Source organism: Roseofilum halophilum BLCC-M91 (assembly GCF_030068445.1).
In the GTDB taxonomy this organism is placed as follows: domain Bacteria; phylum Cyanobacteriota; class Cyanobacteriia; order Cyanobacteriales; family Desertifilaceae; genus Roseofilum; species Roseofilum halophilum.
Genome location: NZ_JAQPOK010000039.1, coordinates 21,047 through 43,039, shown reverse-complemented (window position 1 = coordinate 43,039; position 21,993 = coordinate 21,047). Strand labels below are relative to the sequence as shown.

At 46.7% G+C, this 21,993-nt stretch carries 17 protein-coding genes, 2 tRNA genes and 1 pseudogene; 8 read left to right on the top strand and 12 right to left on the bottom strand.

What is annotated here, in order from left to right:
- Window positions 1–454: 454 nt before the first annotated feature.
- Window positions 455–1,030: an orotate phosphoribosyltransferase gene (gene pyrE, locus PJF56_RS05170; protein ID WP_283761578.1), complete on the bottom strand. Its 576-nt coding sequence runs from the start codon at window positions 1,028–1,030 to the stop codon at window positions 455–457.
- A gap of 107 nt (window positions 1,031–1,137) precedes the next feature.
- Between pyrE and PJF56_RS05165 the strand changes: the two genes are divergently transcribed.
- Window positions 1,138–1,653, top strand: a complete 516-nt coding sequence (locus PJF56_RS05165) for a hypothetical protein (RefSeq protein ID WP_283761577.1) — start codon at window positions 1,138–1,140, stop codon at window positions 1,651–1,653.
- 92 nt (window positions 1,654–1,745) lie between these two features.
- Here the strand turns inward: PJF56_RS05165 and PJF56_RS05160 are convergent.
- Window positions 1,746–1,818 (bottom strand) — tRNA-Met (locus PJF56_RS05160).
- Between the two features lie 231 nt (window positions 1,819–2,049).
- On the opposite strand from PJF56_RS05160, the gene PJF56_RS05155 reads away from it, so the two are divergent.
- From PJF56_RS05155 to menB, 3 genes are all read left to right on the top strand, one after another.
- Complete coding sequence (locus PJF56_RS05155) at window positions 2,050–2,736, top strand: hypothetical protein (RefSeq protein ID WP_283761576.1); 687 nt, start codon at window positions 2,050–2,052, stop codon at window positions 2,734–2,736.
- Between the two features lie 30 nt (window positions 2,737–2,766).
- The gene (locus PJF56_RS05150) at window positions 2,767–4,164 is read left to right on the top strand and encodes a hemolysin family protein (RefSeq protein WP_283761575.1); all 1,398 of its coding nucleotides are present in this window, start codon (window positions 2,767–2,769) and stop codon (window positions 4,162–4,164) included.
- 65 nt (window positions 4,165–4,229) lie between these two features.
- The gene (menB, locus tag PJF56_RS05145) at window positions 4,230–5,063 is read left to right on the top strand and encodes a 1,4-dihydroxy-2-naphthoyl-CoA synthase (RefSeq protein WP_283761574.1); all 834 of its coding nucleotides are present in this window, start codon (window positions 4,230–4,232) and stop codon (window positions 5,061–5,063) included.
- 104 nt (window positions 5,064–5,167) lie between these two features.
- Here menB and PJF56_RS05140 read toward each other — a convergent pair whose 3' ends face one another.
- The 5 genes and pseudogenes from PJF56_RS05140 to trhO all read right to left on the bottom strand — a co-directional run bounded on the left by PJF56_RS05140 (window position 5,168) and on the right by trhO (window position 11,461).
- Window positions 5,168–6,124, bottom strand: a complete 957-nt coding sequence (locus tag PJF56_RS05140) for an RNA polymerase sigma factor, RpoD/SigA family (protein ID WP_283761573.1) — start codon at window positions 6,122–6,124, stop codon at window positions 5,168–5,170.
- An 83-nt stretch (window positions 6,125–6,207) separates the two neighbouring features.
- Window positions 6,208–6,369 carry a hypothetical protein gene (locus PJF56_RS05135; protein WP_283761572.1) on the bottom strand — a complete coding sequence of 54 codons (162 nt, stop codon included), beginning with the start codon at window positions 6,367–6,369 and terminating at the stop codon, window positions 6,208–6,210.
- 344 nt (window positions 6,370–6,713) lie between these two features.
- Window positions 6,714–9,953, bottom strand: coding sequence for a carbamoyl-phosphate synthase large subunit (gene carB, locus PJF56_RS05130; RefSeq protein ID WP_283761571.1), 3,240 nt, complete (start codon window positions 9,951–9,953; stop codon window positions 6,714–6,716).
- A gap of 239 nt (window positions 9,954–10,192) precedes the next feature.
- Window positions 10,193–10,318, bottom strand: a pseudogene (locus tag PJF56_RS22405) (transposase family protein); the annotation flags it as partial.
- A gap of 237 nt (window positions 10,319–10,555) precedes the next feature.
- On the bottom strand, window positions 10,556–11,461 hold the full coding sequence (gene trhO, locus PJF56_RS05125; protein WP_283761570.1) for an oxygen-dependent tRNA uridine(34) hydroxylase TrhO: 906 nt from the start codon (window positions 11,459–11,461) through the stop codon (window positions 10,556–10,558).
- Window positions 11,462–11,572: 111 nt separating this feature from the next.
- On the opposite strand from trhO, the gene PJF56_RS05120 reads away from it, so the two are divergent.
- Window positions 11,573–11,645: transfer RNA gene (locus tag PJF56_RS05120), tRNA-Ala, on the top strand.
- A gap of 144 nt (window positions 11,646–11,789) precedes the next feature.
- Here PJF56_RS05120 and dnaB read toward each other — a convergent pair.
- The 3 genes from dnaB to gloB form a co-directional block, all read right to left on the bottom strand.
- A complete protein-coding gene (gene dnaB / locus PJF56_RS05115; protein ID WP_283761569.1) occupies window positions 11,790–15,224 on the bottom strand; it encodes a replicative DNA helicase in 3,435 nt (1,144 codons plus the stop codon).
- Between the two features lie 200 nt (window positions 15,225–15,424).
- Window positions 15,425–15,883 carry a 50S ribosomal protein L9 gene (gene rplI, locus PJF56_RS05110; RefSeq protein WP_283761568.1) on the bottom strand — a complete coding sequence of 153 codons (459 nt, stop codon included), beginning with the start codon at window positions 15,881–15,883 and terminating at the stop codon, window positions 15,425–15,427.
- Window positions 15,884–15,980: 97 nt separating this feature from the next.
- Window positions 15,981–16,754, bottom strand: coding sequence for a hydroxyacylglutathione hydrolase (gene gloB, locus PJF56_RS05105; protein ID WP_283761567.1), 774 nt, complete (start codon window positions 16,752–16,754; stop codon window positions 15,981–15,983).
- Between the two features lie 116 nt (window positions 16,755–16,870).
- On the opposite strand from gloB, the gene PJF56_RS05100 reads away from it, so the two are divergent.
- The 3 genes from PJF56_RS05100 to PJF56_RS05090 all read left to right on the top strand — a co-directional run bounded on the left by PJF56_RS05100 (window position 16,871) and on the right by PJF56_RS05090 (window position 20,402).
- Window positions 16,871–17,080, top strand: coding sequence for a hypothetical protein (locus tag PJF56_RS05100; RefSeq protein WP_283761566.1), 210 nt, complete (start codon window positions 16,871–16,873; stop codon window positions 17,078–17,080).
- 65 nt (window positions 17,081–17,145) lie between these two features.
- Window positions 17,146–18,336, top strand: a complete 1,191-nt coding sequence (locus PJF56_RS05095) for a glycosyltransferase family 4 protein (protein WP_347179447.1) — start codon at window positions 17,146–17,148, stop codon at window positions 18,334–18,336.
- A gap of 41 nt (window positions 18,337–18,377) precedes the next feature.
- On the top strand, window positions 18,378–20,402 hold the full coding sequence (locus PJF56_RS05090) for an ABC transporter ATP-binding protein (protein WP_283761564.1): 2,025 nt from the start codon (window positions 18,378–18,380) through the stop codon (window positions 20,400–20,402).
- A gap of 1 nt (window position 20,403) precedes the next feature.
- On the opposite strand, the gene PJF56_RS05085 is transcribed toward PJF56_RS05090, so the two are convergent.
- Together PJF56_RS05085 and PJF56_RS05080 are read right to left on the bottom strand one after the other, a co-directional pair.
- Window positions 20,404–21,330, bottom strand: coding sequence for a hypothetical protein (locus PJF56_RS05085; protein ID WP_283761563.1), 927 nt, complete (start codon window positions 21,328–21,330; stop codon window positions 20,404–20,406).
- A 22-nt stretch (window positions 21,331–21,352) separates the two neighbouring features.
- On the bottom strand, window positions 21,353–21,874 hold the full coding sequence (locus PJF56_RS05080; RefSeq protein ID WP_283761562.1) for a hypothetical protein: 522 nt from the start codon (window positions 21,872–21,874) through the stop codon (window positions 21,353–21,355).
- Window positions 21,875–21,993: the final 119 nt, after the last annotated feature.

Below are 21,993 nucleotides of genomic sequence, written 5' to 3'. Positions count from 1 at the left end.
GTCTTGAACACATTTACATCTCAATCAATCTATGCTATCTTTCCGACTCCTGCTTTTTTGGCCGAGTCAGATCGATGCAGTGACTATAATTTACTATACATAACTCTGTTTAACTATATTTTTAATTAAACTTTACAATACTCCCCAGCCTAAAGGCGTGGGGATTCTCCGCTCAAACAGCAATAGCAGTCTGGGACTGTCTGACATCGCCTAACGAATCAGTTGATGCCCCAACTGATTTTATATTTTATTTCGTTTAGGTTTGTATAGCTTAAACTTTAGGGTTTTCATGGTATTATCATAACACAGGAAAGCCGAAAAAGCCGCCCTGGAAGGGCGGGGCTTTAAACCCAATTTTCTGGTAATCTGATATCCATCTAAACTATCTGTCGTTGTCACTAGCACCATAAAACACCTCATCCAATCAGAATTTTGCCTCGATCTTAACCCATCCCTATTGCCCATTGCCTCTCTGTTGATAGCGCTGTTGTACATCCTGAATCGTAAACAGAGCGTCAAACTTCAAACCCATGGACTGATAAAACTCTGCACCTCCCTGGAGGCGATCGACCAATGCCATCACCTGGTTCACCTCGTACCCCACAGCCCGCAACCGTTCCACCGCTTTCATCGCCGACTGTCCCGTCGTCACCACATCTTCTAAAACCACAACTTTAGCACCCTGGGGTAAAGTTGGCCCCTCAATATAAGCCTGGGTTCCATGCCCTTTCGCTTCCTTACGCACAATTAACGCCGAGATCGGGCGCTCTTCATAAGCAGAAACCACACTAACGGCTGTAACAATGGGATCAGCTCCCAAGGTTAAACCCGCTACGGCTTGTACCTCTTCCGGTAACTGCCTTAACAATAATTGACCCACAGCCACCGCTCCCTGGGGGTGGAGGGTAACCGGTTTACTGTTGATATAGTAAGAACTTTTTTGGCCCGAAGAGAGCAAAAAATCTCCCTCTTGATAAGCCAATTGACAAAATAGATCCAGTAACTCTTGGCGTAGCGCAAAATCGTCCATAACTGCCCTTCCTCTTTCCTCTGCGATCATACTTTATCAGAAGACAGTATTCCCCATTCTTTCTTCCCTAGTTTATGATGGTCTAAAAATAGTGAGGAGTAGTCAACATGCTAACTCGACTCAAAACTCTAAGTTCCCTGTGTTTGCTAATTTCCCTAGGGGTTGGAACCCTAGCGCCTAAAGCCAATGCCCAGTTTAGTGCCGATCCCAACCCGGTACTGCCCGATCAAGCCGTAGTTTACCAATCGATTCCCGAACTTTTTGATGCAGCCTACTATAGCAATAGTGGAGACTACTTTTATCAGCGATCGTTTTTCGGTCAAATCCAAAACTTTTTAGGGTTGCCCCGATTTTCCGAGCATAACACTCGGCGGAGCGCCCAACTGGTTCATATCCTCTACAAAAACATTACCGACGTTCAAAATACCAGCACGCCTATTGTTCGTACCGAAGACTTGTATAACCCCTTCGATCAAAACTTGGTGGTTTCTCCGAGTGCATCCGTAGAACCCAATCCGATTCCCCCTGCGCCTACTCCGTTTGTGCCCTTTTCTCGTCCTCCGGCTGCTCCCTTACCTCCTGCTCCTCCACCGCCTCCTGCCCCCGAACCTCAGCTCTTCTAAGCTCTCAAGGTGCAGCCATTTTCTAGGAGATATATGGTGAATCAACAAAGAAACCCGACCTTAACTCAGCAAGAGTTTGAGTCGGGTTTCACTGCGCCCTACTGGAATCGAACCAGTCTGAAGGCGAATTATGAGTTCGCTGCCTCCCCAATCGGCCAAGGGCGCTAGAGATTGATAGACTCAGAGTAAACTTAGGGAGTGAACGATTATCTTGTGTCAATCTCAATCCTATGGATTATCTTAACACAAGGGGGGAGGCAATAGGCAATGGGGAATAGATAGGGGGTGGGGAATGGGTAAATTCCGTGTCACTTCACCCAAGTTAGCGTACACTAATCGGATGATGGGTATCTTGACTGAAGAGATTAAAACAGAGAACAACCTAGGTAGACAAAAATGAGATTAAATTCTACAGTTGCGCTGACGTTAATTTTACTGTCGATGATGTTTGGTGCAGGGATTATTAGTGCGGCACTAGGGTTTAATATAGGTCGAGAAGCGCTCAAGGGGATTACGCAACCGGATTCTAGCCCCACTAGCACCATGGTGAATCGTCAACCGGGAACGACGGGCAAAACGTCAGTGCCGATTTTGAAGGAAGAGGAGATCTTAAAACGGGTGGACAGTTATATTGAGGGTGAAGGGGCGAATGAGGCACAAGAGCAGAGTTTTCAACCGACTCCAGAACCCTATAAGCAGGCGAAAGTAGAGCCAAGGGAGCTGGCTATCAGCTTACCCGGTTTTCCGATCGCCGCTCAAGATCGAGGCGTTACCCTAGAGGTCTTTGCTGCCCATCAAGAAAATGATAATTTGGAACTCGATGTCACAATCCGCAATGATAGTCCCCAAGTGGTGCGCTTTCTCTATAGTCTGTTGAATATTACCGACGATCGCGGCCGCTCTTTGATGGCGACAACCTCTGGTTTACCCTCCCAACTTCCCCCCAATCAGGAAGAGTTTTCCGGTAAAGTGAGCGTACCTGTGGCTTTGTTAGCGGATGCCCAACACTTGTCGATGAAGCTCACCGATTATCCTGATGAGCAGCTCAATCTTCAGGTTTCTGGTATTCCAGTCGTTCGCTAAATGGGCACAGAGATTCTGTTAACTCTAGTTATGGGAATACCCCCTCATCTGGTTGCATTAACCCTTGCTGATAGTTCCATTCGCCTCTTATGGGTGTTCCTCTTAATCGCGATTAACGCCTTTTTCGTTACGGCTGAATTTTCCATTGTCTCCGTCAGGCGATCGCGGATTCAACAATTGGTCTCTACGGGAGATGTCCCGGCGCAAACGGTACAAAAGTTACACACCAATTTAGAGCGCCTGCTTTCGACCACCCAATTGGGAATTACCCTATCGAGTTTAGCCCTAGGCTGGATTGGGGAAAATACCATGGCAGCCATTTTGCAAGGGGCGATCTCGAATACGCCCCTATCCCCTTCAATTCGCCAAACTTTAACCCATTCCCTCTCTATCCCCTTGGCGTTTATTCTGATTGCCTATTTACAGATCGTTTTAGGGGAATTATGCCCGAAATCCCTTGCCCTGCTGTATTCAGAAAAATTAGCCAGGGTGTTAGGGCCTCCCAGTTGGGCGATCGCCCGCTTTTTTAATCCCTTTATTTGGATACTCAACCACTCTACCCGCTTTCTCCTGACTTCCGTCGGCATTCGCTACTCTGGTCAAACCTGGCACACCCGCGTCACCCCCGAAGAACTGCAACTGATTATTAGTACCTCCACAGAATCCATGGGTCTACAGGCCTCTGAACGGGAACTACTCAAAAATGTATTTGAATTTGGGGAAGTGGTGGCTGAAGATGTAATGATTCCCCGCACCAGTCTTGAAGGAATTGCCTATGATGCCACGTTTCAGGATTTACTCGATGAAGTAGCAAAAACCGGCCATTCTCGCTATCCGGTGATGGCTGATTCCCTTGATGATATTCGGGGAATTATTAACTTTAAACAATTGGCTGGCCCCTTGGCTAAGGGCGATTTGTCCCCAGAAACCGCGATCGCCTCCTGGGTAAGACCGGCGCGATTTGTCCAAGAAAATACTCCCGTATTAGAATTATTGCGATTGATGCAGCGATCGCACCAAGCGATGGTGATTGTTGTCGATGAGTTTGGCGGTACGGCTGGATTAATTACCCTTCAGGATATCGTCGCCGAAATTATCGGCGATACGGAAGAACCCGATAACGGCCAAGAACCCCTGATCCAACAGCTTGACGAACAAACCTATCTGGTGCAAGCCCAACTCGATATGGAAGAAGCCAACGATATGCTGAATCTGGATTTACCCCTCGATGATGACTATCAAACCCTGGGAGGATTTGTAATTGCCCAACTGCAAAAAATCCCAGAGGTGGGGGAAGTCCTCAATTATGAAAATCTAGAGTTGACGGTGATTAAAGCAGAAGGGCCGCGCTTAGACCAAATTCGTATCCATCGCGATGAGCAGTTTCTTAATCCTCCAGAAATGGGAGATGGGGGGATAGAGGGATAGGGGGATAGGGAGATGGGGGAATGGGGTAAAATCCTTAAGTCTTGATATAAGGTACGATCGCATTTATGACTGTTAACTGGGAAAGCGTCAAAACTTACGAAGATATTCTCTATCACAAAACTGATGGTATCGCCAAAATTACCATTAATCGACCCCATAAACGCAACGCTTTTCGTCCCAAAACCGTATTTGAACTCTATGATGCCTTTTGCGACGCAAGGGAAGATGCCCAAATCGGAGTAGTCCTGTTTACCGGTGCTGGCCCCCATACGGATGGAAAATATGCCTTTTGTTCCGGTGGAGACCAGAGTGTAAGGGGCACAGCCGGATATGTGGATGATGCGGGAGTGCCTCGGCTGAATGTTCTCGATTTACAACGGCTGATCCGGTCGATGCCCAAGGTGGTGATTGCCTTAGTCGCCGGATATGCGATCGGGGGTGGTCATGTCTTACACCTAATCTGCGATCTCACCCTAGCCGCCGATAATGCCATTTTTGGCCAAACCGGGCCGAAAGTCGGCAGTTTTGACGGCGGATTTGGAGCCAGTTATTTAGCCCGCATTGTCGGTCAAAAAAAAGCGCGGGAAATCTGGTTTCTCTGTCGCCAGTATAGCGCCCAACAAGCCCTAGACATGGGCTTAGTCAATCATGTGGTTCCCGTAGAAGAACTAGAAGCAGAAGGCATTCAATGGGCCCAAGAAATTTTACAAAAAAGCCCGATCGCCATTCGCTGCTTAAAAGCTGCCTTTAATGCAGACTGTGACGGCCAAGCTGGCCTGCAAGAACTGGCAGGCAATGCCACCCTACTCTATTACATGACCGAAGAAGGAGCGGAAGGCAAACAGGCATTTTTAGAGAAAAGGCCGCCCAATTTCCGCCAATATCCCTGGTTACCGTAGAGAATTGAACAGAGATAAAAACAAGCCTGTCTAGTGTAACAGGCTTGTTGAGAGGGAGAATCAATGGATTAGGCGGCCATAGATCTCTAGAGCAGCTAGAGAATCTAACTCGCGATGTACTCACGCATATCCGCTTTGCGCTTGCGTAACTTACCCAGAGCTTCCCGTTCAATTTGACGGACACGCTCACGACTGATACTGAGCCGATCGCCGATTTTAGCTAAGGTCATAGATTGACCTGTTTCTAACCCAAACCGCAAAGATAAAACTTGCTGTTGTTGGGGCGTTAAATCAGCCATCATTTGCTCTAATTCAGCTCGCAGAGAAGTATTCATCGTGAAATCCTCTGGAGATGGCCCAGTATCTTCCAAAAGCTCTCCCAATTCTGTATCCTGGTTATCTCCCACGCGCAAATCTAGGGATAACGGAAGGCGAGAGCGCTCTAAATATTCCCGCACTTGTTTGGGCGTTAGATCCAACTCTTCGGCTAACTCATTAATAGTTGCCGATCGCCCCAAGGTTTGGGACAACTGCCGTTGAGCTTTCTTAATCTTATTGAGTTTTTCGGTAATGTGAATCGGTAAGCGGATGGTGCGTCCTTTTTCGGCGATCGCCCGTGTAATTGCTTGACGAATCCACCAATACGCATAAGTGGAGAAGCGATATCCCTTGGTGGGGTCAAACTTTTCTACCCCCCGTTGCATTCCAATGGTTCCCTCTTGGATCAAGTCCAACAAGTCTACATTACGCTTAATATACTTCTTGGCCACTGAAACCACTAGACGCAGATTCGCCTCTACCATTTTCCGCTTGGCTCTCTCTCCTTGGGCGATCGCCGCCTTCAATTGATTCACAGAAACATCAGCCGCTTTAGCCCATTGCTCTAAACTCGGTTCGCAATCGGTGTCCTTGGCTAAAGCATTTTTGGTTTCCTGAAGATCGGTTAAACGCTTCACTTGCTTACCCAAGGTAATTTCCTCCTCGTGAGTAAGTAGAGGAACGCGGCCAATTTCGCGAAGATAAGCACGAACGGGATCGGTAGGTTTTTGGGGGGTTTTCATAGCTCTGCGTCTTGGGTTGACAACAATGGATAGCTAGTTCAAGAACTAGGAACTCTCAATCGACTCACATTGGTTGGGGCAAATTAAGCCTCATCTGTCCTTACAGGAATCGGCACAACTTCCGTTTCTGGGGCAGATTCCGATTGATTTTCAATCAGGCGTTGGGCAAGTCCTTCGGTTTCACTCAGGACAAGGATAAGACCTACAACAGATGTGGCTGTAACTAAAATTAGTTCGCTTGTCATTGTCTTTCTCTACCGGAATTCTATTATGTTAAGTATTGTAACATTATTTTAAGTTAACGTCTACTACTTTAGGAAGAACTACCTCCAGAAGTCTTATCTACAGGTGATTCTCCATAGGTTACCCAGGAACTTTATGAAGAAATGCATTGTTTACAACATTTTTGTGAATTTGTAGCACTGGGAATAGGGAATGGGGAATAGGAAAACCCGGTTTTCCTATTCTAAACATTAACCCCATAGACCAGGGTCTACGGGGAAATCGGTAAGTTGCGATAAGAATCAATCCCATCTGACGGAAGTCAGCAGAGGTTATTCCCAACTAACTTCCCTAAAAAGGGAGGTGGTTAACCCCGAAGATGGTCTTGCAGGGCCTTCACCTCCAGGGGAGAAGACCTCAGAGAGCGAATCGCCTCCGCCGTCGCCCTCGCCCCCGCAATCGTGGTGATAATCGGCAACTTATACGTCAGAGCCGATCGCCGAAGCAACCGGCCATCCGCCTGGGCCTCCTCCCCAGAAGGCGTATTAATAATCAACTGGATATTGTGATTCTTAATCTCATCAATCACATTGGGCCGGCCCTCGTGCAACTTATAAATCGATTGCACCTCCTCTAGCCCCTTCTCAATTAGCACCTTCCGAGTCCCAGAAGTAGCCATCACCCGAAAGCCCAGCTCCATCAGCTCCCGGATCACCGGCACGATCGCCTCTTTGTCCCGATCGCTCAAACTAACGAACACGCAACCGGACAGGGGCAGCCGCACCCCGGCCCCAATTTCTGCCTTAGCAAAAGCGGTAGCAAACTCCGAGTCAATGCCCATCACCTCCCCCGTCGAACGCATCTCTGGCCCCAACAGGGTATCCGCTCCGGGGAACTTCTCGAAGGGCAACACCGCCTCTTTCACCGACACATGGCTGGGCACAATCTCCTCGGTCAGTCCCACCTCCATAAGGGACTGGCCAGACATCACCAAAGAAGCCAACTTCGCCAGGGGTTTGCCAATAGCCTTCGACACAAACGGAACCGTCCGCGAAGCCCTAGGATTAGCCTCCAGGATATACACCGTCTCCTCCTGCACGGCAAACTGAATATTCATCAACCCAATCACGTGCAACGCCTTAGCCAAAGCCACCGTAGAAGCGCGAATATTGCTCAACACCGAATCAGAAAGAGTAAACGGAGGAATCGCACAAGCCGAGTCCCCCGAATGCACCCCCGCCTGTTCGATATGCTCCATGATGCCCCCGATCACCACCTGTCCCGTAGCATCGGAAAGAGCATCCACATCCACCTCGATCGCCCCTTCCAGGAACTTATCAATCAGAATCGGGTGATCTGGTTCCACCAACACCGCCGTGGTCATATACCGCTCCAAATCAGCATCCGAGTAAACAATTTCCATCGCCCTACCCCCTAGCACATAGGAAGGACGCACCACCACCGGATAGCCAATGCGCCCCGCCACAGCGATCGCTTCCGTCGTCGAGCGAGCGATGCCATTCGGCGGCTGCAAAATATTCAACCTCTGGCAAATCTCCTCAAACCGTTCCCGGTCTTCCGCCGTATCAATAGCATCGGGAGAAGTCCCCCAAATCTTGGTTTTCGGATTATTTTCCAAAGCCTTAGCCAAAGGAAGAGCCAACTTCAGGGGTGTTTGTCCCCCAAACTGGATGATAACCCCCTCCGGCTCTTCCACCTCAATGATATTTAGCACATCCTCCAGAGTCAGAGGCTCAAAATAGAGGCGATCGCTCGTATCGTAGTCCGTAGACACGGTTTCCGGATTCGAGTTCACCATAATCGTCTCGAACCCCCCACCCTGCAAAGAGAAACTGGCATGACAGCAGCAATAGTCAAACTCAATCCCCTGGCCAATCCGGTTAGGTCCGCCACCGAGGATCATCACCTTGCGCCGAGAAGAAGGAATCACCTCCGTTTCCCCCAACTCATAGGTCGAATAGTGATAGGGAGTAAACGCCTCAAACTCCGCCGCACAAGTATCCACCGTCTTGTACACGGGCTTCACCCCCAACTCCAGCCTGCGCGATCGCACCGTGGCTGGGGGAGTACCTGTCGCAAACCCAATTTGAATATCGCTAAAACCAAGCTGCTTAATCGAGTACATTTGGGATCGATCTATATTCAACAAAGGCGTACGCTTCAGGAACCTCTCCCCCTCCAGGATGCTCTCAAACTTATCTAAAAACCACCGGTCAATCCCCGTCAGCTCATAGATTTCCTCCACAGACATCCCAGCCATCAGAGCATAGCGCACATCAAACAGGCGATCGGGGTGGGGAGTGCGCAGTCCACTCCGAATCGACTCCAAAGAAGGCAGCACCTCTTGGCGATCGCATCCCCAACCCGCACGCCCTGTCTCCAAACTCCTAAAAGCCTTCTGAAAAGACTCCGCAAATGTGCGACCAATCGCCATCGCCTCCCCCACCGACTTCATCTGGGTCGTCAAAATCGGCTCCGTGCCCGCAAACTTCTCGAACGTAAACCGGGGAATCTTCGTCACCACATAATCAATCGTCGGCTCAAAAGAAGCCGGGGTTTTCTTCGTAATGTCGTTAGAAATTTCATCTAGGGTGTAGCCCACCGCCAGTTTCGCTGCGAACTTGGCGATCGGAAACCCCGTCGCCTTAGAAGCCAAAGCCGAAGAGCGCGATACCCTGGGGTTCATCTCAATCACAATCACATCCCCATCAGCCGGATTCACCGCAAACTGGATATTCGAGCCGCCCGTCTCTACCCCAATCTCGCGAATAATGGCGATCGACGCATCCCGCAACCTCTGATATTCCTTGTCCGTCAGGGTTTGGGCTGGAGCCACCGTCACCGAATCCCCCGTGTGGACTCCCATGGGGTCAACATTCTCAATCGAACAAATAATCACCACATTGTCCGCCAAATCTCGCATCACCTCCAGCTCGTATTCCTTCCAGCCAATCAGCGATCTTTCAATCAGAATCTGGGACATGGGCGAACAGTCCAGACCATATTGGGCCATGGTCTCGAACTCCTCCTGGTTATAGGCAATGCCACCCCCGGTTCCCCCCAGGGTATAGGCAGGGCGAATAATCAGGGGATATGCCCCAATCTGAGTCGCCACCTGTTTACACTCTTCCAGGGTGCTGGCAATCCCAGAGGGGCAGACCTTCACCCCAATGCGCTCCATGGCTTCTTTGAACAATAGCCGGTCTTCAGCCATTTCAATCGCTTCTAGCTTCGCCCCAATCAGCTCCACGCCATATAGCTCCAACACCCCATTTTTAGACAAGTCCACCGCCAAGTTGAGGGCTGTTTGCCCCCCCATGGTAGGCAGGAGGGCATCGGGTCGCTCCTTGGCGATCACTTTTTCGGCAATTTCTGGCACAAGCGGCTCAATATACGTCCGTTCTGCCATCTCCGGGTCAGTCATAATCGTGGCTGGGTTGGAGTTGATGAGTACCACTTCGTATCCCTCGGAGCGTAGCGCTTTGCAAGCTTGTACACCGCTATAGTCAAACTCACAGGCTTGTCCAATGACAATGGGGCCAGAGCCGAGGAGCAGAATTTTTTTAATATCGTTGCGACGAGGCATAGTTGTTGAGTTTTAGAGTGCAAAGAGACATTATGTTCGTTGCCACTGCCTGTTGCCTATTACTCAATTCGCGAGGTAATAGACAACAGCCTAATGGCCAACAGTCATTTTACGGGTTTGGGGGAATGGTACTGTATTTCCTTTAGCTAAATTTTGGTATCCGATCTATTAAGGAAGGGTTGCAGGGGGTTTTTCCGCAAGGGGACATGAAAGGGGGATCGGAATGTAGTGCATAACTTGGAGCAGTTCTGGCTAGTGTACTGGGGAGGAACAGCAACCGTTGCCACCCCAAACACCTTGCCGAAATCCTCTGATAGCTTCCAACCTGACGTTTTGTACTCGACTGAATCGCGGATTAAGGTAAACTTTTAAAAAATCCCCACTGGGTTAAGCATAGCCTAGGATTGGGGTATGCATTAATAAGGCGATCGGGTACACAATCATGGGTCTGAATAGTTCTTCTGTGTGGTTATTGTTTGGCGTTTTTTTCATTCTGTTGCTGATCTCGGCGACTCCCATACTGGGATCGCTGGAGGTTAAAGGCTCTCTGACGTTTCTACTTTGGCTATTTGGGATCTTTTTTGTGGGGGGATGGGTGCTGTTTATTTGTTATCCTTTGTTTTCTTGAGTTGGCTTGGCTGAGATTTGGCTTGTTGGCGGGCCCTTTTTTCGGGGGTAAGGGGATAAGGGGAGCGATCGCCGCAATGGGGACAGCAGATCCCTTCTTCATACTCTGGCGAAGCCTTATCTGCTTCAGAAATGGGATAACCGCAACCCGCACACAGGTCATAACTACCGGGAGCTAATCCGGTTTTGACGGCGATGCGTTGGTCAAAGACAAAGCATTCCCCTTCCCATAAACTTTCGGGTTCGGGGACTTCTTCGAGATACTTTAGAATGCCTCCTTGTAGGTGGTAGACTTCCTGAAAGCCTTGTTGGAGCATAAAGGCGGTTGCTTTTTCGCAGCGAATGCCCCCGGTACAGAACATGGCGACCTTGGGATGTTTTTGGGGGTCGAGATGGGTTTTCACATAGTCGGGAAACTCACGAAATGAGTCGGTATGGGGATTTTGGGCCCCTCGGAAGGAACCGATCTGCACTTCGTATTCATTGCGGGTGTCAATCAGGGTGACTTCAGGATCGCCGATCAGTTGGTTCCATTCCTGGGGACTGACATAGGTTCCTACTTGTTGATTGGGATTGACGTTGGGTTGACCGAGGGTGACGATTTCTTTTTTGAGGCGGACTTTTAGGCGATCGAAGGGATAATCTGGGCAGAGTGATTCTTTGTGGGTGAGATCCGAGAGCCGAGGATCGGAGCGTAAATTGGCCAGGAGAGTATCCACGGCGGAGCGGGAACCGGCGATCGTGGCGTTGATGCCTTCGGAGGCCAGGAGAATGGTTCCTTTGATGGCTTGTTGTTCACATAAGGAGTATAGAGGCGATCGCCATTCGGCATAATCGGCAAAGGGAAAAAATTGGTAAAACGTCGCTACAACAATACTCATGGTCATCCCCCGAAAAAAAATTTAGCTCAACCTCTTTTCAAATGAAGTCTTATGTGTATAATAGATCGAGTGGGTTAAGTTTGAACGACTTCACCAATGCTCGAATTCCTTGGGGGTATAGCTCAGTTGGTAGAGCGCCTGCTTTGCAAGCAGGATGTCAGCGGTTCGAGTCCGCTTACCTCCATAAAGCACTTCGCGATAGTGTGTTTACGATAATCTGTAGGGGCTTTCCGGCCGGGAAGCCCCTACAGGCTGGATTCGTGCCTTTGAAAAATGGCAAGGTGGGGGATAGGGAGTTTCTCTTTATTTTATCCCAGGGTTGATTTGATCAATTGTGGGGTTTGGCGAGGTTACGGAAGCGGGTAAATTCGGGGTCAAAGAGCAGTTTAACGATCCCGGTGGGGCCGTTGCGGTGTTTGGTGATGATTGCTTCGGCGATCGCGCGATCGGTGGTATCGGGATTATAATATTCATCCCGATATAACATAATCACTAGATCCGCGTCCTGTTCAATACTGTTGTGAACAACGATATTATTGGCCACAAAATTATGATAACCAGGAACCGTTAAATCATAAACTTCTGCTTCTCCACAAGCTTCTATAGAAACAACTTTATCCCAATAAAGATCGCTATTGGCTAAAGTATCTGTCGTTTTCAAATGAGTTGTAGAGCATTTCCCCTCACCCTCCAACCCCCCTTCGACTCCGCTCAGGAGGCGCTTTTCCCGCAGGAGAAGGGGAGACAGTCCCTCTCCCGTGGGAGAGGGATATAGGGAGAGGGCTAGATGTTTATCACTCATAGATGAATATTTTGGACTCGGTAATATCCGAGGTAGAGCAATGTAGGAGCCAACGTCCAACTGATCTAACCTTTTCCATCCATCAATAGTTAAAAATGGGTGATTCGCGGTTGCTTGAATCTTACGTCCTAAAGCAGTTGTGAGACTAAAAGTAGGCTTAATTCCTGTCGAAAAAACTTTGGTAACTATCGCTTTTTCAATTTTCAAATTCTCTAAATTGACTGCCCAAACCGTAAAGTTAGAGCGACCGAGTAAATTCTGAATTGGAACTTCAATCCCTTCATCAGCTAAGGGAATTAGAGTATCTCCAGTTAAACAACCTGATTCTCTCAAATCTGACATCATCGGCCGTTTATTGGTACGCGATTCTACAGATCGGCTCAACTGAGACAAAGCAATGACTGGCACGTTCAATTCCCGCGCCAGTCCTTTCAGTTGCCGAGTGATTTTAGAAAGTTCTTGCACCCGGTTATCACTGCTTCCTTCCATTAGTTGCAGGTAGTCGAGCAGTACCAAGCCGAGTTGTCCTTGTTCTGCTTGCAGTCTGCGAACTTGCGATCGCATCTGCGTCACCGTAGTATTAGCCGTATCATCAATATAAATCGGCAACTCAGACAAATTCGTTTGCGCCTCAATCAAAGGCTCCCATTCCGTTTGACTAATCCGCCCTGACCTGAGACGATTACTTTCTATTCCCGCTTCACTAGAGAGCAGACGCAGCGCTAATTGCTCTTTCGACATCTCTAAACTAAAAATCGCTGCCGCTAAGTGACTCGTTTGGGCAATGTTATTAGCAATATTCAACGCGAAACTGGTATTATGAACACAAATATCATTGGCGATAAAGTTGTGAGTTGTGGGAATAGTTAAATCATAAACTTGTTTATAGCCCACTAATTCGATCGAGACGATTGTATCCCAATAGATATGGCTGGTTGCTAAATGCTGGAGATGTTCAGAATCTAAGGCTTCAGCGATGACACTCAAGCGATCGCGTGTGGGACATCTGCGCCCGACATGGAGATTACTGGCAACAATTCCTGCCCGTTGTCCTACTGATTTCCAACTTTCTGTCCCCTTAGCCTGGGTAATTTCTTCCCATACTTCTATGGGAATCAAATCTCGGTTGGTTTGATATCGTTTAGACTGTAAAGCCTTCTGTGCTTTGAAGCAAGCTTCTTCTTTACCAAAAATCCCAATGGCTTCAATAAATGTTTGTAGCGATCGCCCATCAGTAATATCCAGTTGCCATGCGGGTCTTCTTTCTGACCTATATTTAACTTGCCGTTTTTTTAGCCGAGCAATGATTCCGAAGCGCAAGAGTAGATGTTGTAGCTGTCGTATTAACGTTTCGCTAACACTGGTATAACCTAGCTGAACTTGTCCACTGTGTAACACACTGATCCAGCCATCTGTAGCAAAAAGTCGGTTGACAAACAAAGCAAGCTGCGATCGCTTCAATTGAAAGATAATTGCTGGAATTGTTTTTTGGTGTGCATCTTTCCCCCACAAGCCCAAACTTTGTAACCACTGAGTTAATAGATTTTTCTCTTTGCTATAGAGTTGTGCCGAACTCGTTACTCCAAAAAAAGAAGGAGTTAGAGCAAACATCTGACAAATTGTCTCAAAGCTGGCAGGACTTGGCCCTGATTTACCTTGAAGCCACGGTGTAATTAATGAAGGACTGACAGAAAGTTTTTTGGCCAATTGGTGAGCCGAATAAGAGCGATCGTGTAAAAGTTGTCTTAGTTTTTGACCAAAATATTTTCTGGCTTCAGAGGTTTTTAAGGGACATCGGACAACATAACTGGTTAAGGTTCTTGTTCCTTGAGAGGTTTGTTCAGATATTTTCAAACCAGGGAAAGAGGAAACCGCTTGGGCAAACTCAGCTTGTAGTCTCAAATTAGCATTCGTAAATTGGGGAGTTGTCCCTGTCAGACAGCCATCACCAATTAAATAAGCCAGTAATTTAATTTTAGGTTCAGGTAGAGTTTGGCTGCCAAAAATTGGGATTTGACGCGGTACAGCAATAGTCGCACCCGGTTTCAACTCAGACAGAGGTTTCCATCCAGGTAGGGCACGAAAAGGGTGAGTGAGTGTAGTCTCAATCTGTCTTCCCAAACCAGTTGTTACTCGAAAAACGGGCTTTATCCCATCATCTACAAAGGCCGAAGGTTGAGTAGTTTTCAGTTGCCAATCTTCTCCCAAAGTTAAAAGTGTAGCCTGCTGTTGCTGATAAATCTGGGCAATGGTTAATACTGAACCATCATCTATGACAATTTCACTATCATAGGCTAAACATTTGCCCATGGACGGCCGACCCGCAATAATAATCAAATCCGATCGCTGAAATCCCCCCGTCATGGCATCAAGATCGTAAAATTGGCAAGGCAGACCCGGTAAAATTTCTCCGGTACTTTGAGATTGGATTTCTTCGTAGGTGTGCGTTAGCGTTTCCGCTAAAGAAACCAGACCCTTCTTTACCCGGTCTTGGGTGAGATTAAAGATTTTTTGTTCGGCTTGGTCGAGGATTTGCTTAATATCTGTGGAGCTATCATAACCCAACTGCACTATTTCATGGCCTGCTCTAATCAGTTGACGGCGCAGATATTTGTCCATGACGAGTTTGGCATACTCGTCAATGTTGACCGCGCTCACGGTACGGTCGAGCAGTTGTACCAGCTTGCCTTGACCCCCTACTTTGTCTAATAGATTATGGTCAGAGAGCCAACTGTTCACGGTCATAAAATCCGTGGGTTTGCCACCGTTGTGCAGGGTGAGGGCGGCTTGATAGATTTTTTGGTGTGCGGAGAGGGAAAAGGCTTCCGGGCGAAGAATATCAATCACCCGATTAATGGCTTCTGGGTCGAGCAAGATACCGCCCAGGATGGATTCTTCTGCCTCTATGTTTTGGGGAGGAAGGGTTTCGGGAAGGGTTGGGAGGTTGGACTCGCTGACCATGGGAAGGTGTGGGGACGGGACTCGGATATGGGAAGGATACGGGATATATAGTATTTTCGCATGAGATGCCCTCTCCCTAAATCCCTCTCCCACGGGAGAGGGATTTTACTCCCCTTCTCCCTTCGACTGCGCTCAGGGCAGCGCCTGTGGGAGAAGGGGTTGGGGGATGAGGGCACAATATTTCCCCCATCTCCCCATCCCTAAAGGGCAGCAACTTGGATTTCAACGGTTGCGGTAACTTCCGGATGCAGTTTAATTTCGGCTTCATAAAATCCGAGTTTGCTGATTTCGGGTAGGGTAATGCCACGGCGGTCTACTTCTTGGGCGGTAGTTTCGAGGATGACTTCGGCTACTTCCCGGTCGGTAACGGTTCCAAAAATGGCTTCTCCTTCACCGACTTGTTTACGGATGGTGAAGCGACCAATGGTTTCCAAGGCAGTTTTACGGGCTTGGGCTTGGCGTTTTTCTTCGAGCAGCCGTTGACGTTCTTTTTCTTTGCGGATTTCCACTTGTTTGAGGATGCCTGGGGTGGCTCGCAAGGCGACACCATGGGGGATGAGATAGTTACGGGCATAACCACGGGCTACTTCTACGACATCTCCGGATTTGCCGAGTTTGCTTACATCTTTGTTTAATACGATTTGTACTCTTTTGCTCATGATGAGTTAGGTTTTCTTGAGTGGGTTAAGTTGGGATCAAAGTCTTTCATTATATCGGACTTTGGGGGCGATCGCAATTCTCGGATAGTCTCAAGTTCTAAAATAGGTCTTTTTTACCGCGAATGCGGCTAAAGGTTTGCACAGGATCGGTGCTGTTGGCTGCCGCTTGTAAACTGGGCTGATCCCAACGGAGGAAGGGGTTGGTGAGTTTTTCGAGACCGAGGAGGGAGGGGACGGTGGGTTGGTTGTTTTGCCTGGCTTCCTTGACGCTGGTGAATCGCTCTTGTAATTTGGGGTTATTTCCATCTACCGTTAGGGCAAATTTGAGGTTGTTAAGGGTGTATTCGTGGGCGCACCAAATTTGGGTGTTATCGGGAAGCGCTCTTAATTTGCTCAGAGAATTAACCATTTGGGCTGGGGTTCCTTCAAAGAGGCGACCACATCCCCCGGCAAACAGGGTGTCTCCGCAGAATAGGTTTCCCGGTTGGCTGGGATCTGTGGGAGGGAAGTAGTAGGCGATGTGTGCTTTGGTATGACCGGGTACAAAGAAGATTTGGGCTTCTTGGCCTAAAATGGTGAGGCGATCGCCGTCTTCGAGGAAAAAGTGTTGTCCGGGAATTCGTCCCCGGTCTACAGCACCGCCATAAACTTGAAGGTGGGGAAAGTGTTTGATTAACTTTTGATTGCCGCCCACATGATCGCTATGATGATGGGTGTTGAGGATGGCAATTAGGTCGGCTCCTAACTGGTCTAGGCACTCTAACACGGGTTGGGGTTGGGCCGGATCGACGACAGCAGCTTGATTGAGGTGGCGATCGTGTAAAACAAAAATATAGTTATCGGAAAGGGCAGGAAGTCGGTAAACTTGCATAGGGTCTCGATAATACGCTTGAACTTCAGGATTATCCTATTCTCTTCTATCGTAAGGGTAAGATATTAGGTGCAGTTTTATTCAGTTTACCTTCTAATTCACTAGATTAACGCCTTATGTCCCGTTCTCCATCTAGCCAACCGAATTTAGTCACCCATCAAGTGGTTAAAGGAATTCTGGAAAGAGGTCAACTCACACCGAAAGAATACTTGATTATTACCTCGGCTCTGATCTCAAATAGGGCACTGACTCAGGAGATGAAGCAGGAAATTAATCGCATATTGGATGCTCTACAGGCTGGACGGTTGAAATTAGTGGATTCTTGATCGATGAAGACAATGATACCAAAGATGACTGTATTAATTCAGATGTATTGGGGCGATCGCCGGTGATGGAGACCCAATCTAATCGATTAAAAATTTCTCTACTCGTCAGTGACCTCTCACAAGCAGGAGCTGGCCGTTGGGGAGGAGCTGTCCGCACCTTCCTACTAGCCCAAGCCTTAACTCAACTGGGGCATGAAGTAGAAATCCTGGGATTTAGCTTTGGCGAACCTCCAGATCCCTCTAAGTCCAAATATCCCATGGTTTGTGTGCCAGGTGTCAACTATCCGGGTTTTTTCCGCTCGGCCCAAACCTTACTCAAAGCCATTCAAGGAGATATTCTATACGCCTTAAGACCTAAACCCACCAGTTTTGGTTTAGCCCTACTGAAAAAACTACAGCGTCGTTGCCCTGTGATTTTAGACATTGATGATTGGGAATTGAGTTGGCATGGGGGAGATCAATGGCGCTATCGTCCCGGCCTAAAACAGTTTGGCCGCGATATTCTTAAGCCAGAAGGCGCGTTGAGAATGCCCGATCATCCCCTCTATCTCAAATGGATGGAAAATCAAGTTTCTCTGGCTGATGCAGTGACGGTTCATACCCGATTTTTACAGGAGCGTTTTGGCGGAGTTTATGTCCCCAATGGTAAAGATACGACTTTGTTTAATCCCCAAAATTATAATCCCGAAGTTTCCAGAGAACGCTACGGACTTTCAGACTATCGAGTGCTAATGTTTCCCGGAGCGCCACGACCCTACAAAGGAATTGAAGATGTTTTACTGGCACTCGATCGACTCAATCAACCGGATTTAAGAGTGGTCATTATTGGCGGTAGTCCTTATGATGATTACGATCGCCGTTTGCAAGAGCGATGGGGACGCTGGATTATTCAGATTCCCAAACTGCCCTACGAGAAAATGCCAGAAGTGGTGTCTGCGGCCCATGTAGTGGTCGTGCCTCAACGGAATACACCGGCTGCATTAGCCCAATTTCCGCTAAAATTGACCGATGCTATGGCCATGGGCAAGCCGGTTTTAGCTTCTAATGTGGGGGATTTACCAGAGATTTTAGGAGGGACGGGATATTTGGTCGATCCGGAGTCTCCCGATCGGATTGCCGCTCAGATCAATGCGATTTTCAACGATCTAGATTTAGCCAATGAAAAAGGTCGGGAAAGCCGCGAACGATGTATAGCAAACTATAGTATTGAAGCGATGTCAAAAATTTTAGCGAATTTGCTTGATGGACTTGGATGATATATCTGAAGGTCATGATTGTATTGAAATGAGTTAAGCCAATGAGAGCCAAAATATCTTCTAGAGACTTTGTATTTTATTACTTAAAAAAATATCCTCTACCTTTGATAGCAAATATTGTCCTAGGATTTTCGGGCGCAATCTTTAATGGGGTCAATACCGCCCTGATTATTCCAGTTGTTCTTCAGATTGTGGGACAAGAAGTTAAGCTCAGAGGTGCGCCTCCTGCCCTTCAATTTATCTTTTCCCCCTTTGAAGGCATCCCCGAACAGTATCGACTAGGGGTGATGTTAGTTGCGATTATCTTAACAATTGTTCTTAAGGAAGGGGTCAATTATTTGCGTGCTATTGTGGCAGCCGCCTTCAAGCGAAGAATCACAAACAGTATGAAGATTGATATTATGTCAACTCTTCTAGAAACGGATATTGATTTTTATAGTAAAAATAAGTTAGGTGATATTACAAAACGTTTGGGGGGAGATACGGGACAAACGACGACGGCTGTTAATAGCTATATTGATTTAACGATCCATTTAATTACATCGTTTGTTTTCTTGTTTTTCCTCATTTCACTGTCTTGGCAGTTGACGATTATTTCTACCCTACTGATCATTTTGGTGGCGGTGGTGAATCAAGGGGTAATTAAACGCTCTAAGCGGTTGGGAAGAGAAGTATCCAATCGGCAAAAAACATACTCGATTAAGGTATTGGAAGTTCTAGGAGGAGTTCGATTAGTTAAGTCGGTTGGGAATGAGCAAAAAGAGTTTGGTTTGATTAAGAATATGATGCTTGAGCTGGAGAACTTTAATTTCTTAGCTCAAAGTAATAGTGCCCTGATTAAACCCCTGAGTGAAATCACTAATATCTTGACAGTGATTTCTATTTTACTGGTAGGTCGTACATTTTTTTCCAGTCAACTGGAAAGTTTATCGGCTATTTTGCTCACTTATCTATTTATCCTGTTTCGGATGATGCCAGTGGTTAATCAAATTAATAATGTGCGAAATACTCTGGCTAAAGCGTCAGCAAGTGTTGATTTTGCCTATGATATTTGGCGGCGTGATAATAAGCCGATTATGACTCAGGGGATTGTTCCGTTTAATGGGTTTAAGGATAAAATACATTTCAAAGGGATATCCTTTGCGTATCCGGGTCATAGTAATTTGGTGATTAAGAGTGCCGATCTGGTGTTACCGAGAGGAAAGAGTTTGGCTCTGGTGGGTTCGTCAGGAGCGGGTAAATCAACGTTTGCGGATTTGTTGCCTAGGTTTTACGATCCGACGGAGGGTTCTATTCTGATTGATGGTCGGGATATTCGTGAGTTTGAGCTGAGAAGTTTGCGGCGATCGATGGGGATTGTGAGTCAAACGACGTTTATGTTTAATGATACGGTGAGGAACAATATTATCTATGCTCGTCCAGATGCTACGGAGGATGAGATGATAACGGCAGCGAAACAGGCGAATGCTTATGATTTTATTATGCAGTTACCGAGACAATGGGAGACGGAGGTGGGCGATCGCGGGGTGATGCTTTCTGGGGGACAACGCCAAAGGTTGGCGATCGCCAGAGCTTTGCTGCAAGATCCGGATATCTTGATCTTAGACGAAGCCACCAGTGCGCTGGATACGGTGTCTGAACGTATCGTGCAGGAGGCGATCGATCATCTCAGTCGCGATCGCACCACATTAGTCATTGCTCACCGTCTCTCCACCATTCAGAATGCCGATCAAATTGCCGTTTTAGATAAAGGTGAAGTGATAGAAATAGGGACTCACCAAGAATTACTGGAAAAACAGGGATTGTATCATCGTCTCCATTCCATGCAATTTGCAGAAACAGAAGAGGCAGAATCGACTGGACAAACAAGGGTTGACTATGAAACCCTATCTAAAGCCTCCTATGAAGCGAGAACTCAACTCAATTCCATGATTGGTTCTTTAAGGTTATTGGCAGATGAGATTGTGGATACTCCAGAGGAACAATTAGAATTAACAGAAGAAGCGTACCGTTCAGCGATTACTCTGCTCAGAACCTTTGAGATTTTTGAAAATAAACTGAGATAAACTAGCCGCTTCTTAACGCCTCCACTCCTGTAATTCGACCAAAGATTTTTTCCGAATACTCAAATACTCGATCCTGATTCAACATCTGACGATACACCTCATTATCTTGGTAAACTTTCCAGCGATTGTGAACATCCATTTTACTGGCTTGACCATCAAATTTCTGTCCTTCAAAGGAACTGCCGCCACCTTGAGCCTTAACTTCATTAAAACCAGTATCAGAAAATTCTAAACCAAGTTGTTGAGCAATGCTTTTACGGTATTCTACATCCGTTGTCCATTGATTATAATTTACACAAGTTTTATTATGTTTTAGGTACTCTGTTTCTCCTAAATATTCTTGGGCATAGGCTATCCATAAATCAATGGCTTTTCTATTCGGGGCTTTAACATCAATAAAACCACTCTTCAATCGACTCGCTATTAAGTTGAAAGGATCTCTAATAATCAGTACGTCATATCTTTCTCCACTTTTTCCCATATAGAGATCGTGGTTCTTCTCAAATTCTGGATCGGTCACCTGTTCTAAGCTATAATCTTCATGACTATAAATTAAACAATCATGTGTAATTAACTTTCCTTGAGCTTGTCGTTTGAGTTTGCGGATCGTTTTTGGGTACTTATTATAGATAAGGTGTCTTTCATAAAAGTGTTGATAGGGATTCTTGTCACAGGGAATATTGTTAAGATAATTAATTGAACCCCCTTGCTGTTGCCTGATCCAATTGGTAATCGCATGATTACCGGATCTCATTAAACCAACTATCCTAATTTCTTTCTGGTTAATGAGGGTTGAATCTGAAGGACGTAGGGATAAGATGTGTGCGCCTTCTTCTAGATAGTCTTTTATGTTATTTTGGACTCTTTTAACAGCACCTTGTGGATTTTTCAATGCTTTAATGATAATATTTTCTCGATCTTGAGACATAAATTGGATCTCCACATTGATATTAGATTAGATTGCAGTATTTGGATAAGGTTGAAATACAATTATTATAACTTTCTAGACAAGGTTGAATGTTGTTAAATGGTTTTATCAACAATTCTGGATTTGAGCGATCTCTGATAATTCTTCCTTGTTTAATGTTGTCTGAAGAATCACCGACTCCACGCTTTCCTGTGGTGCTTAAGACCTGATATTGTTCTGAAAATGGACGATGGACTTCTAAAAATGATTGCAGCCCTCTAAAAACCTCTTCTGTTTGATGCAAAAGCTGATCGTGGGTGATTAGTAAAGAGCGTTCTTTAGAGTTAATCTGTTCTGCATACCTTTCTAAGGTTGCTAAACGGCTGATATAGTGATCGACAGTTTTTTCTTGGCTCCAATGGGGTTTGATTTTTAAGATGCTGGGTAAGGTTTGCTGAGGATTTCTAATCAGGAAAATTTTATAAATATGCTTTGAGAGCAAAAGGTCTTCATTCAGAAGCTTACTATTATGTAGGAGCTTATCCAGGATGTAAGGATGGTTCATCCTCAATTCTCCAACACGGGAATAAACTTTGTATAGGAGTTTTTTTAGATCTTGCTCGCTGGAATAGCGAATATGGCTTTCTCCGTAACCAATAATTTCTGGGTTACTGTTTAATAAAT

Excerpts from the sequence above, each read along its gene's own strand:
- PJF56_RS05155 (WP_283761576.1), top strand. The coding sequence starts at position 2,050 with ATGAGATTAAATTCTACAGTTGCGCTGACGTTAATTTTACTGTCGATG.
- dnaB (WP_283761569.1), bottom strand. The coding sequence starts at position 15,224 with ATGGTCAGCGAGTCCAACCTCCCAACCCTTCCCGAAACCCTTCCTCCC.
- PJF56_RS05085 (WP_283761563.1), bottom strand. The coding sequence starts at position 21,330 with ATGTCTCAAGATCGAGAAAATATTATCATTAAAGCATTGAAAAATCCA.
- rplI (WP_283761568.1), bottom strand. The coding sequence starts at position 15,883 with ATGAGCAAAAGAGTACAAATCGTATTAAACAAAGATGTAAGCAAACTC.
- PJF56_RS05090 (WP_283761564.1), top strand. The coding sequence starts at position 18,378 with ATGAGAGCCAAAATATCTTCTAGAGACTTTGTATTTTATTACTTAAAA.
- PJF56_RS05095 (WP_347179447.1), top strand. The coding sequence starts at position 17,146 with ATGGAGACCCAATCTAATCGATTAAAAATTTCTCTACTCGTCAGTGAC.
- carB (WP_283761571.1), bottom strand. The coding sequence starts at position 9,953 with ATGCCTCGTCGCAACGATATTAAAAAAATTCTGCTCCTCGGCTCTGGC.
- gloB (WP_283761567.1), bottom strand. The coding sequence starts at position 16,754 with ATGCAAGTTTACCGACTTCCTGCCCTTTCCGATAACTATATTTTTGTT.
- PJF56_RS05080 (WP_283761562.1), bottom strand. The coding sequence starts at position 21,874 with ATGAACCATCCTTACATCCTGGATAAGCTCCTACATAATAGTAAGCTT.
- PJF56_RS05140 (WP_283761573.1), bottom strand. The coding sequence starts at position 6,124 with ATGAAAACCCCCCAAAAACCTACCGATCCCGTTCGTGCTTATCTTCGC.
- PJF56_RS05135 (WP_283761572.1), bottom strand. The coding sequence starts at position 6,369 with ATGACAAGCGAACTAATTTTAGTTACAGCCACATCTGTTGTAGGTCTT.
- menB (WP_283761574.1), top strand. The coding sequence starts at position 4,230 with ATGACTGTTAACTGGGAAAGCGTCAAAACTTACGAAGATATTCTCTAT.
- PJF56_RS05150 (WP_283761575.1), top strand. The coding sequence starts at position 2,767 with ATGGGAATACCCCCTCATCTGGTTGCATTAACCCTTGCTGATAGTTCC.
- trhO (WP_283761570.1), bottom strand. The coding sequence starts at position 11,461 with ATGAGTATTGTTGTAGCGACGTTTTACCAATTTTTTCCCTTTGCCGAT.
- pyrE (WP_283761578.1), bottom strand. The coding sequence starts at position 1,030 with ATGGACGATTTTGCGCTACGCCAAGAGTTACTGGATCTATTTTGTCAA.
- PJF56_RS05165 (WP_283761577.1), top strand. The coding sequence starts at position 1,138 with ATGCTAACTCGACTCAAAACTCTAAGTTCCCTGTGTTTGCTAATTTCC.
- PJF56_RS05100 (WP_283761566.1), top strand. The coding sequence starts at position 16,871 with ATGTCCCGTTCTCCATCTAGCCAACCGAATTTAGTCACCCATCAAGTG.